This is a genomic window from Rhodohalobacter sp. 8-1 (genome assembly GCF_038150125.1).
Classification (GTDB): domain Bacteria; phylum Bacteroidota; class Rhodothermia; order Balneolales; family Balneolaceae; genus SW132.
In genome coordinates, this window is the sequence record NZ_JBBVMF010000016.1 from 33,943 (window position 1) to 48,008 (window position 14,066).

Sequence of the window (14,066 nt, forward strand, 5' to 3'; positions counted from 1 at the left end):
CGCAGACCAATTGCAGACTGTTAAGTAAGATCTGATATAAAAATTAATTTGATTCCCATTGCAGGAACCCTGATTTTAACAGGCTATTTTTCATGCTAAGGATAAAGATTTTATGTTTAAAGAATTCATCAAAAACGTAAAGAAGCATCATCGAATTGGCGTGTATTCACATATTCGTCCTGATGGAGACTGTATCGGTGCGCAGGTAGCTCTTTGTATTTGGCTTCAAAAAAATGGATTTGAGCCTGTTGCATTTAACGATGACGATATCGCAGAAAACCTGGTTTGGCTGACTAACTACTTTCCAATCGAAAAAGCCACAAAAGAGAGCGTTGAAGCCTGTGATCTTCTGATTGTGCTCGACGGTAACGCGCCGCATCGTTTCGGATCCTATAAAAAATTTCAGGAAGCAGATCCTCGGCCGGTGTTCATGATCGACCATCACCCCAATCCGGAAGATGCGTTTGATCTGTCAATTTCTGTTGATGATGCCTCCTCTACCTGCGAATTAATCTATAACCTGTATAAAGAGCACGACATCAGCCAGATTGATGAAAATGTAGCTAAGGCGCTCTACACAGGCCTGATTACGGATACCGGGTCTCTGCAGTACGATAGCGTGAAACCGCAGACGATGCATGCTGCTGCCCATTTGCTTGAACTTGGTGATTTCAGGCCAAACCTCGTGGCTGAGCGGGTATTCTCTAATCAGACACTTCCGCAACTGAAGCTTCTCAGTTTGTCATTAAGTACAATTCAGCTTTTTGAAAACAATCAGATTGCCGTAATGACCGTTACAAAGAAGATGTTAGATGAAACGGGGACGACGAATGCAGATACCGGTGGTTTTGTGAGCTATGCCCTGAGTATAACAGGCATAAAAGCGGCCGTACTTTTAAAAGACCTGGATGATGATGGTATTAAGATGAGCCTGCGTTCAAAGAGCGATGTTGACGTAAATAAATGGGCACGTGAACTTGGTGGCGGCGGCCATAAAAAAGCGGCCGGCGCATGGCATAAAGGCCCGCTTGAAGCAGCTATTAAAGAAACCGTAGAGATCGGATCCAAACAGATTCAAAAGCTTGAACTTGAAGAACAGACAACATTATAAATTCTGGCTCACTGCAGCGCTGCTGTTCTTGTGGCAGTGCAGTCCCTACGATGATTCTTCCCAGGAATCCGGCCAGGATATGCCATTTTCTGCCGCACTGGTAGAAGAAGATGCGAATAACACTGATACAATCGCCGATCCTGGTGCAGAACGCACTCCACAGAGACAAATAGACACCAGTCGCGAAAACGCAATAACTATGGCGGTTGAGAAAGCCAGCTCATCAGTTGTCAGCATCATGGTAACAAGTCAGGTACAAAGTCCGCGTTTTTCAAGGGATGAATTTCTGAGGCATTTCTTTGGAGATCAGGTGCAGCGCGAAAACACCCAGATGGGTTCGGGATTTATAATCAGTGACGACGGACTTGTGGTAACGAATCAGCATGTGGTAGGAAATAACCCATCTGAAATTATGATTTCAACAATGCAGGGATCTACCTATAAAGCAGAATTGATTGGCAGTGATGAGCTTACGGATATAGCACTGCTAAAAATTCAATCAGACGAGCCGTTCCTGTTTATCGAGTTTAGTGATTCTGATAACGTACGGGTTGGTGAATGGGCAATTGCACTTGGAAATCCATTTGGGCTGTTTGAAGATGGCCAGCCAACTGTTACCGTTGGAGTTGTGAGTGCCAGGAACAGAGACTTCAGGCCGGATCCATCAAACCCTAGAGTTTATATGGATATGATTCAGACCGACGCGTCTATCAACAGGGGCAATTCTGGCGGGCCGCTCCTCAATAGCGAAGGCGAGGTCATCGGTATAAACACATTTATTTTCACCGGTGGAACAGGCAGTGGGTTTGTAGGATTAGGGTTTGCCATACCGAGCAACAGGATCGACCGCATCATTTCCCAGCTTCTTTCCAGCGGTAGTGTTGTTCTTGACTATAACCCCGGCATGGAATTTACCGGCATGACCGAACAACTGGTTTATAGGTACAGGCTGCCATACGTTCAGGGGTTGCTTGTTACGAGTGTAAACAAAGATGGACCTGCATTCGAATGCGGCATTATGCCCGGCGACATTATTCTCAAGATTGGTGATGAACGAGTTGTGAGTGAGATGCATGCCTGGGCACTTCTCCGGGAATATGATGAGGGTCAGCAAATGAAAATAGAGTTGCTTCGTGATAATAACCGCTATGAAACAGAAATGATACTTCGCCAAAAGATATCGGCATCCGCTGAGTAATACCCTTCAAAAACAAAAAAGCCACATCCAGCTTTTAAAAACAAAGGATGTGGCTATTCGCTCTTGATATCTCTTCTCTTCTATTAAAAACTGACTAAATTCGTTAGCCCTCTGCTTGAATATTCTATTCTACCTTAATCAATAGTCGGTAGTATGATCAAAAAAAAGCCACTTCCTTACACTTTTTTTTAAATTAATTTTTAACGAATCTGTAAATGTAATGATTACAGTTAGTTGGCGGTGCATTTATTTTCGATCATTATCAGGTACGACCTGGATACTTCAACCCTGAATTTTATTAAACATTCAATCTTTAATTGTATAGTATTCATTTAGTGGTCAGAAAATTTAATTTTTTAGTCATAAATTAAATTATAAGAAACTCTTTAAATTTATAGATTTTTGTTGGACTATTTGTCACAAATAATGTTAATTAATGAAACATTGCATTGTACACGTAAACGTTGAAACGCAGATTCACAATCTCGGAGAAATGTATATCTGTTGGAAATCAGACCAGATTTAAAAAACAGAGAGGTTTGAAAAAAGAGCTGTCAGTAAGCAGATAAACGAGAGAGGGATCTGTTATAATATCGGAGGAGAAAAAGATGAGAGGAACCGTTGAAATAGATCAATCAGTAACTGTATTAAGAGCTAATCTATCAAAAACCGCCCGGGTGTCTGAATGGGCTGATCTGATGGGCTACAAATGTCCCAAGCGATTTGCAAGGATGTTTTTGCGCCACTTTGAAACACGTCCCCAAAAAATTCTGGAATCTGTAAGGATAAAAAGTATCACAAATCAGCTCAGGGATGGGAAGTGGTCTAACTTTGAAATTGCCCGTGCTCATGGTATAGCAGACGAAATAGCGTTGAATAAATTTGTAAACTACCATTTGGGGTTTTCGCCGACGGCTCTTAAACGATTAAGAGAAGTTGAGTTGGAGGAAGTGATGCAGGGAATGGAGACTTGGGAAAGAAATAGAGTTTAATACTTGAAAGTTCTACTCAATATGCATGGTCAAAGTTTTTTATCACTTCTGTTACTCAACTTTGTTCTATAAGTACCGGGTACGGGTTATATTTAAAAAAGGATAAAGTCCGTATTTCACTACCTTATTTATACTAAAAACTCCGCCCAAAGCGGATAATGATCAGACATTCTCCAGGATAGTTTTTGATTACTTAAAGAAGTCATTACGTCTTTTGTGAAATCAAAACTACCGCTCCGGGCATAATCCATGGATAAACGGGGGTATCCATGACTATCAGTAAACCAAGCAATCTGATCATAAAACTTGGCTTTATCCGGCTCATCTGGCGCACTAAATATTGTTCTCGGCACGGCGTTTAAATCTTCAGGTGTATACAAACCGGTGGAGGTGAATGCCTGGTATAATGGATCATCCATTCGGTCGATATTAAAATCGCCGAGCACAATAATGTCGTGGTCCCAGGCATTTGCCTCCTTCGACCAGCGTTCAAGCCATTGCGCGATAGCTTCAAGTTCACCTAATCGATCCTGCGGGTTGCTGCCGTACAAAATATGCACCGTAACCAAAATAAAGGTATGGCCGGCCGACTGAAATGCTACTGCATAGGGAGTACGGGCAAATTGGCGAACAAATGCCCCTTCATGAATTGCTTCATCCTCCGGTAGCACCAATTCACAGGCCAATCCCGACAGGGTTACTTTACGGGTATCGAAAAGGAAAGCTATCCGTTCATTGTTGCCGCGATCACCGCGGGTTACATCGGTAAGAATAAAACTCCAGTGGCGGCCCAGTAACTTTAGCATGTGACGCAAGGCTTTTAAATTCCCGGTTACCTCTTGTATAGCAACTACATCGAATCGCGAGATAATAGCCGAAATGCATATAAGTGCATGTAGGTTGCGCTTAGGGCTGCCATCTATAACCTCCTCCCATTGTTCGGTTAGCCCGCCAAATGCCCGTATGTTCCAGGTCGCTATCAAAACATTATGATCGAGATGCTTGGGCGGTATAATTTGCCCCAGACTTATTTCAAGTGCGTCCAGTTCAGCCTGTACAAATTCGGGGGGTATGTCGGTTATTTGAGGCATTGTTTTTGACACATTATATATATTCCACTCCCAAAATTTAAATAATTTATACCCTGGGCCATACCCATGAGCTATCTATATTTTTTATGGAGAAGTCCCTGTTGTGCAGTTCTGAAAACAACAATGATTTCGTTTATTCCAAATAAACGACTTCTCTCGATAAAAAAACTGAATTTAAATGTTATAAACACTACCTAAATTTACTGTCGGATTTTTCACAAAAAGTCACCAGCTGCCTGAGCTAATATGAGTCAATCTATCCAATACGGCTGGGTAGCGGAATGGACAGAGCTGGTATAAAAATAAATACCCGGAGGTTTGCCTGTATTTTTCAAAATCACTTTCGATTGGTTTCCAATTCGTCTTCCGCAATTCAAAAAGATTATCTATCTAATAGGCTTGAAAGGGTCGTTGAGTTAATGGTCGATTGGCCGTTTCTTGCATCTTGTCTGATAGTTTTTATGAGCTTCTTTGTTTGTTCTTTGAGGTCATTCGAATTAGGGGGCGTGTTGGATACAAGCTCGAGGTAACTATTATACTCTTGCAAAACGGAATCATTAGCCCAAATTATGAGATGATTTCTCAGTTGTTCCAAGCTCAAGTGATTATTTTGGTCGTGGTTTTGTAGCTCATTTATAAGTTGACTGTAGAGCTCAAGTTTTCGGGAATGATTTGAGTTTACTATGCTATTTGCCAACGATTTTATAGCTGCCGCAATGATTAATGCACTTAATAAAACGCTGACAGTTGCAATAGTCAGGACAGCGGAAGTCTGAGAATCCACAACGCCAAACTGGCCAATTAAAAAATCTATGGTTACGTACCCCAGCCATCCGAGGCCGAGCAGTAGACCCAGCATCAACAAAATGGCTATTGTAAAGCTGATTGTTTTCATGATTGGAAAGGCGTTATACTTTAGCTATAAACTATTGTCGATTAATCTAAATCTACTACTTCAGTAACCTGCGACAATAGATAAAGATGAGGTACTGTTTTGCGTTTTGTGATATTACCGACATCCATATCTCCCCCAATCGCAATGGCTGGTTCAAAGGCATAACATTCATCCACACCAACCGCACCCAGTTTTTCATATGCTTTTTGATGAAAATCGTATAAAAAATCGTTTTCAATAAATTTATCATCGGTTAATACTCTGTTCATGAACATAGATACACTTCTTATGAGTACTCGACTCTCACCTTTGACAACATTTAAATAATGAATTCCTTCAAGTTCTGTATTCCAAATTAGTAGTCCCCCGAAGGAATTTCTCATAAAAACAACAGGGTGGTATTCAGAGACATCGAGCCACTCTTTTATCACTTCATCATATTCTTTGGGATTCACCGTCCAGAATAAGCCATTACCAAAAGAGGAGAATCCATAAACTTTCCAGAATTTTAATAACTGATCGGGAAGTATATCAGAGTATACGTTCAAGATATCTTTGGGAGTATCGGTTCTATTTTGTTCTCCCCCCCATTTTTCATCAAACTTCGAAAATATATCCATAGTTAGCCTAACTTATAGTCTACATTCATTTTTACTGTTGATTTATTTTTATCCGGAACTTTTTTCATTTCACTTTTTACATGTGTCGTTAATCCTCCAATTCGGTATCTCCACTGAGCACCGATTGAACTATTGATATTTTTTGCACCTAACCTTGTGATACCACTGGCTTCACCACCAGCTATTTGGTCTGGATCATGTAAAGCAGCTAATTCAGACATTCTTTCTTCAACGATTTCTTCAGCCTCACTATATAACATTTCCTCATTCTCTTCCATCAAATCTTGAATCATTTCTAATTTTTTCTCGCGTCTGAATTCTCTTTGCAGTTTTGCACTTTCCGGATCTCGTCCCGATCTGGAGGTGGCTTTTCTTTTAATAAAAGCTTTTCTGTTCTTCAGCCAGCGGCTGACTTTCATCTGATTCAGTCCAGCCACTTGAGCTGCTATTTGTGTTTCATATTCACCGGGGAATTCCCTTTCGTATTTCTCTTTAGGAGAATTAAATTTGACAGTATAAGGGGCAATTCGTTCATATATGCCATCTTTTTTTCCTTCAAGTTGTTCTTCATCAGTCTTACTCAAGGGATTTATTTTAAGCTCAATATAATACTTTTCATTGCTGGGATTTTGCTTTAGCTCTGCTTCGTTCAGGTCATATTTCATCTTCAGACCAGACAGCTTGTCTTTTACCTCTTCAGGACTTGCATCTTTCTCATCAAGGTAGCTGTTGGCTTCTTTTGTGGCGTCGTCAAGATCTTTCCGTATTTCCTCCTGGCTTCGCGGATCGGGCTTGGTCTTGTCTTTGCCGATGCCAAGCTTGGCCAGCAGTTTGCCGGCAGCTTTTTTGGCTTTCATCAATACTTTGGTGATCGCCTTGTCAATTCGTTTTCGAATCTTATTAATCAGGTTCTGAACCTTGCGCGCCAATCCGCTAATACCCAGCAGTGAAGCAAGAAAGCCGATCAGCACCGGCACGGCCCGCTTCAGTGCATTCTCTATCTTGGCCGCTACCTCTCCGACATTGCCGGAGGCGATGGCGCGGATCGATTCCGTAATTGCATTTACGAGCTCGATAATCTGGCTGCCGCGCTCTATGAAAAATTTGACGATATCGATAATCAGCATTGCGGCTTTAACGAAAGCTCCAGCCGGATTTAATAATCCCATCATCCATTTAATACCCGCCTGTAACACCTGGGTGATCACCATCTCTTTAATGGCCCCAATGACGGTTTCCTTGAGATCCGTAAACTGCTCTTTCACATACTCCCAAAGGCCGGTGATACCTTCATTACGTAAGGTCTGGAAAAGTTCCAGTCCGGTTTCCAGCGCATTTACAACAGGTTCACCAAAAAGCTGCACGGCTTTTTCACGTACATAGTCCCAGGTAAGTCCCAGTACTTGCACCACAAGGCTGAAGATGCCTTTCAGGCTGAACAGATCATCAGGAATTTGAATGCCCACGGGACCAAGCGCACCGGTTAACCAGCCAATCAAGCCACTTTGCAGGTGCACAAGAATACGGCTCATGAAGTTCATTAAGCCGTTTTTTACACCCTGAATAAGGTTGCCAAGGAATCCGATTGGGTCTGAAATAATCGCTTGTATGGCGGCCATGGCTCCACTAAGCATATTGGAGAGCATGTTTTTGATCCGTAGAATGGTCTCAATCACTCCAGTTAGGGCGCTGAGTGCCGCATCGACCAACCCCCGGTTGGCAGCTTTCATCTCTTCAATACGGGCATCCACTGCGTCAAGGCTTTCTTTGTATTGTTGGGCAAGGGAATCAACCAGCTCGTCCTGCTTGCTGTTTACATTTTGCTGCAGTTCATCGAATTTAGACTGGATCTCTTCCGCCGCCTGCTGACCCGCTTCCTGCAGGTTTTCTGGCAGGCTGGTCACATAATCTTGCACATTCTGCTTGCCAGTGTTGATGCGCTCCGTAGCCTCGTTTAGTTTATTGGCCACGAACTCAGATATCCCCGTGAGCACAATATCCATTTTATCGATGTAGAGTTGTCGTCCTTCCTTGAAAAATTTGTTCACCTCATCAGGCAGCCCGGTCACGGCATCCCCCAGACGCTTGCCCCAGCCTGTCACGTCAAACCACTCTCCGTAGCGCTCTTTTTTGTAGGCCTTCATCTCGCGATCCACATGATTTTCAAATGCAATCTTAGCCTTTTCAGCGCCCTGTTCGAATTGGTGATTTACCTCTTCATCGAGCGCAGAGAGGATTTCCTCGACATCGGTTTTGGTAGTTTCATAGATTTCATTGATATGGTCCGCCACCTGCTGCCGCTCCGCAGTATTCTGGCCCATTAGTTCCTCTTGCTGCCCCATAACCTGGCCAAGAAGGCTGCTTCGGTTGTCATGCATCCCCTCTAATTGCTGTTGACCGGTTGCCTGAGCCTGTGACTGACTGTTATCAAGTATCACCTGCTCCTGCTGCCGCATCTGCGTGGGTGCCTGTTCGGTGTGTTGTTTAGCTTCTTTTTTCTTGTTCAGCGCCTGCGTGAATTGCGGTTCATTTGAATTGGCTAGCTGCTCATCAGTGACTTCCGCCTGCTGCATTTGTTGATCCATTTCCACAGCATTTTCCTGGAGGGGTGCGGTTACCTCTGCAGCAGGTCGCGCATTCGGCATTGCTTCATCCGCAGCGATATCAGCGGGTTCGGGACCGGGATCAGGCTGTTCCAGGTCAGTTGGCTGACGCTCTTCCACCGAGCTGGTATCGGGCTCTTGCCGTGTGCTATTTTCAATTGACCCAGCCGCGCGTTCTTTTTCCTGACCGACCTGGTTGGATGCGGCATTCTGGACCTGATCCATGCGATCATCTTTTGAAAACTTGTCAGCATCCTTCTCATTTGTTGGCAGAATGGCGGCTATTTGATCCAGGAGCAGCTGTTTAAACGCATCCGCATTAAATGTGCCAGGCTCCTGTTGATCCATCTCCTCAACTTGAGCGGCTTGGGCCCGGCTTTCGGTTTCATTACCTGGTGATGGGGCTGCCGATTGTGCTGAGCTTACCTCTGTTTGCGCCGGGCGATGTGCCTGTTGACCGGAAGCTCGCTGTTCAGAGCGAGAAACTACCGCCTGGAATTCAGGATCTTCTTCAGGTGAGCGGGGTATCTCAGGTGCCTCCTCTTCAGTGTCGCTGGTTTTGGATTCTTGTTCCTCATTGCCCTCTGTATCTTGTGCGGCCTGATCTTCTTGACTGAGTTCCATCTCCAATGGTTGCCCGTTAGCTTCACCAGTAGTCGTATCTTGCGATACTCCCGCTTCGGATTTTTGTGGCAGGGTGTCCGGTGATGAGGGGTTTGTACCTGGTTCCCGGCCGGAGATTTCCTCTTCTTGCTTTCGCTCCTCCTCGTCCTCAGGTGGGGTACCAGGCAGTCCGCCTGAGACTTCAGATTCCAGAAGTTCCGATTCTTGTGATTCCTCCTCAACAGATTCTTCTTCCACCATCATGGATGGTTCGGCATGAGAACTTGAAACAGGAGCCATATCAATTGATGGAGCGCTATTTCCGTTCAAGGGAGGAGGTGTGTCAGAGCTGGGATTTGGAGCCATCTGAAACGACGACTCGCCATTTGTGTGAATTTGGGATTCTGCCGAATTTATGTCAGGTGAGTTGGTTTCGATAGATGACGTATCAAGTTCGTCATCAAAGGCAGGGGGCCTTTCATCAAGCGTTCTTGGCTTAGGCTTGGCAGCTAATGTTGGCATACTATCCCTTAGTTACGGCTATTATGGCGCAGCATTTACCGTAAACGGTTTTTCGTTGCTGGCAATACCGTTATTTACAACTTTTATGGTGCCAGACGTTGCACCGGCGGGTACTTTTATATCGATCTGCCCCTGGGAGCTGCCCGCAGCTCCTGCGTATCCCCAACTGGTGGCAGCACCGGCATCTAAGTTGTTGAAATACACCTTGTCATTATTTCCCTGTGAGGCACCAAAACTGATGCCTCGTAGCGTCACTGTATCACCCACACTGGCAATGGCCGGTGATACAGAACTGAGAATGGGTGTATAGAGACGACAGGCCTCAACTGCATTTTCCGCATCAATTTCATCCTGTGCATCAATCGCGGGATCACAAGTGTGGAACATTTCATGCAGCAGAGTACTGGCCAGGAACCAGCGCCCAGTGTTATAGGCAGTATTATTGTAGGCGATATCATTCGTGTTATTAAGGGAGCTGCCATAAGTAGAATCGTTGGTGTTCAGGTTAAAGACCACTGCGTTATCATAGGCATGTTGTAACGAGTTGGCTCCGCGTCCGTCAGTGCAATTATCCTCAAAGTAGGTCTGGCACCGTCGATTGTTGACTACGGTACCGACTAAATCCAGGGCGGCGTTAACCCGATCTTGGTGGCTATTCGGTACTACTTGCCAGTTAGCTGCGGCTGGTGCGGCGGCGCCTAGCGCTGGCGCACGCTGAATACGTTTATCTCCGCCCTGTTGTAAGGTATGGGCCAGCTCATGAGCAAGCAGGTGTTTTCCTTGGTTTGATTGGGGAGCGTACTGCCCAGCGTTGAAGTAAATGTTATTGCCAACAGTAAACGCTTTGGCTCTCAATGCGCGGTTCATCTGTACAGCGCGAGAATCGGTATGCACCTGCACATCCCTGAAATCAGCCCCCATTTTAGTTGACATCTCCTGCTGAGTATCAGAAGACAAAGGGCGCCCATGGCTCTTGGAGCTCTTAATTTGATCACCCATTTCTGCCGATGCAAATGCTGTACCGTTATCGTTCATCTGAATGGCAGGGGCCATTCGCATCTTTTCTTCTTCCTCACACCTTTCACATTTCATCTGTAGCGTTTCTTCTTCCTCTTCCTCTGCCTCGATCTGCTGCATCTGTAGTTCTTCCTCCTCTTCACTTTTCGTCTGCATTTGCAGCTCTTCCTCTTTCTCACCGGATTTCATCTGTACTGTACCTTCCTCTTTTTCAACCGATTGGTGCTCCGCTTGATGATTAGGCATCCGCATCACAGAATCCGCAACCCGGTCTGCCTGCTGTTCAAAACGATCGCTCGGTTTGCCGATCTTGAGTTTCGGCATGATTGAGTTTTTTTTAGCGTTCAACAACGAGGGTCGTTTTTTTGATGATGTAATTGGTTCTGCCCACATATTTACCTCCCATATTTCATTAAAATGTCCGGCGGTTTTTGTTAAGTTCTCGTTTGATTCCTTCAAGCAGGTCAATTTTTCTGATTATATTGCTATCTCTGCCTAAGGCTTTTAAAGAGCTGTGCTGAACAATATTGATGATTGTTCCGCCCGAGAGTTCATGCTCTTTCGCGATCGCCTCCAGATCAATATTCGACTCCAGCTCCACCGACTCACTAAACCCATTTTTCCATAGCTCAAGTCGCTGCGGGCTACCCGGCAACGGAAAGTGGATCAGGGTTTGGAGACGGCGCAGAAAGGCGTTGTCAATATTGTTTTTCAAGTTCGATGCCAGAATTACGAGCCCATTATGATCCTCGATGCGCTGCAGAAGATAGGAGACCTGCTGGTTGGCATACCGGTCATGGGCATCTTTAGTGGCAGTTCGATTACCAAAAAGTGCATCAGCTTCATCAAAAAAAAGGATCCAATCCTGGTTTTCAGCCCTGTCAAAAATTTTGGCCAGGTTTTTCTCTGTTTCTCCTATATACTTAGAAACGGTCTGCGAAAGATCAATACGATAGACATCACGACCTGTCTTTTTGCCAAGCAGGGTTGCGGTCAGCGTTTTTCCGGTGCCTGGTGGACCGTGGAAGAGAGACTTATAGCCGGGTTTTAAAACCTTCCCCATGCCCCAGTCTTTCATTAACCGGCTGTTATGGAGGATCCATGTTTCGATCTCAGACAGTTGCCTCAGGATCAAATCATTCAGAACCAGGTCATCCCATTCCATCTTCGTGGTTAGCAGGCGTGCGGGAAACTCTGTGCTAAATTGTGGTTTGCGATGTTCACCCAATATCAGCAGGTCAAGCACTTGCCGCGAGAGTTGAAGCGCGCCGCTGAGTTGGGGTTCCCCTTTTTCCACCTCCTCCAACCCCAATATATCAAATCTGGAAAATGTGCGGTCTGCATCAAATGCGTTTTGAATTGAAAACCGTCGTTCCAGATCTCCGCCTGCCAGTATGAATGCCGCCGTTTCGCCAGTAGGGATAAATCCCAGGTGATTTTTACCTTTCTTACCGCCAAACTCCGTATAAATTTGTTGAGTGGTTTTATTTTTGGCCAGAAACAGGTCAAGCAGTTCCGGTTTGATATGGGGAACCATCGCCAGGATGAGCAGAAATCGCTCCTCGAAATTGAGTTTATGCTCTTTAATGAACCTGGCATAAGCCGTCCGTCTTCCATTAAAAACGGGCGGTTTGATGTTGTACACATCGTCTGTCTCGGCTTCCTCCCGGGCATTTAGCTTCGATCGTATCTTCAGTATCTGCCTGAACCAATCGAGCTCGGCACCGATATCCCTGGCGTTATGTTGAACATTTTGTTTCACCATTCTGTGTTTATGATGTCGTTCGTCCATGGGAGTCTAATGATAGATATGCTCCATGGCAGCCGGTCAATCAGTACATCAGGAGTGATTCGCTCAACGAATAGTTTCCATCCATTTTGCTGAGGAATAAGCGTACCTTCCCTGTTAATAAATGTATCGCGAAGCCCGCGAACGGAAGTCCCTTTCAGTGCCGACCAGTGTTCGATCACAGAATCCAGAAGGTTGTTTACTTCATCGATTTCCCGGTCTCCGATCTCAAGATGTTGTGGCAGAGGTTCATCCACATCGATGCCGCATAAAATTTTATTCAGTATTAGATCATGTTCGGGCATTTCGGTATCTCCCGTAGCAATATACTGCAGAATCAGTGCGGCCTGTTCAGCGGCCTGTGGTGTGGAAAAGGATTTCTCTTTTAGCAAGCCGAGCGCATCAAAAAAGATGGGCAGAAACGGGGCAATCAGAACCAGTCCGGCGTTGTTAACCTCGAATCGGTCGACATCCGTTTTTGCGTCGGTCTCTCTGTCCTTATCCATTTGCTGAGAACGATCCTTAACCTGTTTACGCGCTTTTGAGTATTCTTTTCCCCTTATGTCATCCTGAAGGCCTGTTTTATGCTCAATTGATTTCCATTCTGCCGGTTTAATAGAACTCACTGAATGTAACAACTTCACGAGTGGTCCTCCTTGCATGCCGGCGGCCGACACACTGCGCTGCAGAAACCGGATCTGCAATTGCAGGGAGTGCTGCCGGTCAGGATGGAGATGCTTTTTTCCAAAACTAACAGCAAGCTTATTCAAAAAACTGAACAGGAAAAACTCCAGGGATTTTTCAATCTGGTTTCTCTTCCTGTCTGATGGTTTAGGACCTGTTTTTGATCTTTCAGGCTGGATGCTCTTCTGATACGCATCTTTTTTCACCCAAATGTCGAAAACTGTACGCCAAACCAGCAGCCTGAAATTGGCCCGGTTCAGGGGAGCTAACGAAGAAATAGAGTGAAGCTTCATCAAATCATCCATCAGAGAGCGAATCTTCCTGTTCGGCATACGATTCCCGGCCAGCAGCAGAATCTGTTCCAGGGTAGAGTCTGAAAGCTGGTGGATCAGCCGGCGGCTATAAGTTTCAGTTTGATAAAGTGTTGCGAAAAGCGTTTTAAATTCCCCGGCTTTTTCATCAATTAGCACCCGGGCAAGTTGATCGGAAGTAGCTGCGGTGGTTTTTCCGGCCCACCAGGGATATTGTCCCGTTTGGATGAAGAACGAAAACTGCTCTAACGCACTCTGCTGTGTTGACCTGAAGCGTGCCTCTTCTGCCTCCAGCCACTTTTTTGCGGAAGGTTTAATATTTTTGCCCGTGTGGGTTCGTCGCGCAGTCTTTTGCTGTTTATACAGCTGATCCCGAAGTTGTGAGGCGAATTTTTCTGCCAAATCTTCTTCTAAATTTCCAGCTGAAAGTTCTCCGAGGTCCAGCTCAAGACGCCGGATTCTCAGGTGATCATCTGTGGAAAGCACCTCATCAAAAACCTGCTGCATCAGGGGAATAAGATCCCGCTTAAAGATCTGACTGAGCCTGTTTTGTCCATCCATTCCGACCTTCCTGGATGGGAACTCAACCTCAAAAATCTGCTTGTAGATCAAGTGGTTTTGGCTCATGGT

At 45.1% G+C, this 14,066-nt stretch carries 10 protein-coding genes; 3 read left to right on the forward strand and 7 right to left on the reverse strand.

Annotated features, from left to right (window positions below; translation table 11 throughout):
- Window positions 1-112 precede the first annotated feature (112 nt).
- From AABW11_RS14730 to AABW11_RS14740, 3 genes are all read left to right on the forward strand, one after another.
- The gene (locus AABW11_RS14730) at window positions 113-1,111 is read left to right on the forward strand and encodes a DHH family phosphoesterase (protein WP_340105888.1); all 999 of its coding nucleotides are present in this window, start codon (window positions 113-115) and stop codon (window positions 1,109-1,111) included.
- Window positions 1,089-2,309, forward strand: a complete 1,221-nt coding sequence (locus AABW11_RS14735; protein ID WP_340105889.1) for a S1C family serine protease — start codon at window positions 1,089-1,091, stop codon at window positions 2,307-2,309. The genes AABW11_RS14730 and AABW11_RS14735 overlap by 23 nt, the downstream gene beginning before the upstream one ends.
- 608 nt (window positions 2,310-2,917) lie before the next feature.
- Entirely contained in the window at window positions 2,918-3,301 is a 384-nt protein-coding gene (locus AABW11_RS14740) for a helix-turn-helix domain-containing protein (protein WP_340105890.1), read from the forward strand.
- Window positions 3,302-3,429: 128 nt separating this feature from the next.
- On the opposite strand, the gene AABW11_RS14745 is transcribed toward AABW11_RS14740, so the two are convergent.
- From AABW11_RS14745 to AABW11_RS14775, 7 genes are all read right to left on the reverse strand, one after another.
- On the reverse strand, window positions 3,430-4,392 hold the full coding sequence (locus AABW11_RS14745; protein ID WP_340105891.1) for an endonuclease/exonuclease/phosphatase family protein: 963 nt from the start codon (window positions 4,390-4,392) through the stop codon (window positions 3,430-3,432).
- Window positions 4,393-4,774: 382 nt separating this feature from the next.
- Window positions 4,775-5,287 carry a hypothetical protein gene (locus AABW11_RS14750; RefSeq protein ID WP_340105892.1) on the reverse strand — a complete coding sequence of 171 codons (513 nt, stop codon included), beginning with the start codon at window positions 5,285-5,287 and terminating at the stop codon, window positions 4,775-4,777.
- 41 nt (window positions 5,288-5,328) lie between these two features.
- Window positions 5,329-5,907, reverse strand: a complete 579-nt coding sequence (locus AABW11_RS14755; RefSeq protein WP_340105893.1) for a GAD-like domain-containing protein — start codon at window positions 5,905-5,907, stop codon at window positions 5,329-5,331.
- Between the two features lie 2 nt (window positions 5,908-5,909).
- Window positions 5,910-9,635 (reverse strand): polymorphic toxin type 15 domain-containing protein, encoded by a 3,726-nt coding sequence (locus AABW11_RS14760; protein WP_340105894.1) that lies wholly within the window; start codon window positions 9,633-9,635, stop codon window positions 5,910-5,912.
- A gap of 21 nt (window positions 9,636-9,656) precedes the next feature.
- Window positions 9,657-10,976, reverse strand: a complete 1,320-nt coding sequence (locus AABW11_RS14765) for an eCIS core domain-containing protein (RefSeq protein ID WP_340105895.1) — start codon at window positions 10,974-10,976, stop codon at window positions 9,657-9,659.
- A gap of 88 nt (window positions 10,977-11,064) precedes the next feature.
- Window positions 11,065-12,444, reverse strand: coding sequence for an ATP-binding protein (locus tag AABW11_RS14770; protein ID WP_340105896.1), 1,380 nt, complete (start codon window positions 12,442-12,444; stop codon window positions 11,065-11,067).
- On the reverse strand, window positions 12,411-14,063 hold the full coding sequence (locus AABW11_RS14775) for a contractile injection system tape measure protein (protein ID WP_340105897.1): 1,653 nt from the start codon (window positions 14,061-14,063) through the stop codon (window positions 12,411-12,413). The genes AABW11_RS14770 and AABW11_RS14775 overlap by 34 nt, the downstream gene beginning before the upstream one ends.
- Between the last annotated feature and the right edge of the window lie 3 nt (window positions 14,064-14,066).